Origin of the sequence: Thauera sp. 28, from assembly GCF_000310145.2 — a bacterium.
GTDB classification, from domain to species: Bacteria; Pseudomonadota; Gammaproteobacteria; order Burkholderiales; family Rhodocyclaceae; genus Thauera; species Thauera mechernichensis.
The window spans coordinates 1-728 of record NZ_AMXA01000086.1 but is presented as its reverse complement, the minus strand read 5'-3'; the positions used below and the strand labels follow the sequence as shown (position 1 = coordinate 728).

Genomic DNA, 728 nt, shown 5'->3' with positions numbered 1-728 from the left:
CAGCGCCGCGCCCACCCCGGCGGCCTTCCTCGAGGCCATGCAGGCCTTGTCGGACGCCGCCTTCGCCGCCTACCGCGGCCTGGTCTACGAGACCGAGGGCTTCGAGCGCTACTTCTGGGAATCGACCGTGATCAGCGAGATCGCCGCGCTCAACATCGGCAGCCGCCCGGCCTCGCGCAAGAAGAGCACCGCCATCGAGGATCTGCGCGCCATCCCCTGGGTCTTCAGCTGGTCGCAGTGCCGGGTGATGCTGCCGGGCTGGTACGGCTTTGGCAGCGCGGTGCAGGCCTTGCTCGCCCGCCAGCCCGCGGACGGCCTGGCGCTGCTGCAGCGCATGAACCGCGAGTGGCCCTTCTTCCAGACCCTGCTGTCGAACATGGACATGGTGCTGGCCAAGACCGACCTCGCGATCGCCAGCCGCTACGCCGAGCTGGTCAAGGACGCCGCGCTGCGCGAGGCGATCTTCGGGCGCATCCGCGCCGAGCACCAGGCCACCGTCGAGGCGGTGCTCAAGATCACCGGCCAGGCCGCACTGCTCGACGGCAACCCACTGCTCAAGCGCTCGATCCGCAACCGCTTCCCCTACCTGGACCCGCTCAACCACGTCCAGGTCGAGCTGCTGCGCCGCCACCGCGAAGCCGCCGCCGCTGCCGGCAGCGACGAGCGCACCCGCAACGGCATCCATATCTCGATCAACGGCATCGCGGCGGGCTTGCGCAACAGCGGCT

1 protein-coding gene is annotated in these 728 nt (G+C 70.1%); it reads left to right on the top strand.

The genetic code is table 11. The features are described 5' to 3' along the window. On the top strand, positions 1-728 hold a 728-nt coding region (locus C662_RS19540), incomplete at both ends, for a phosphoenolpyruvate carboxylase (RefSeq protein ID WP_002934606.1).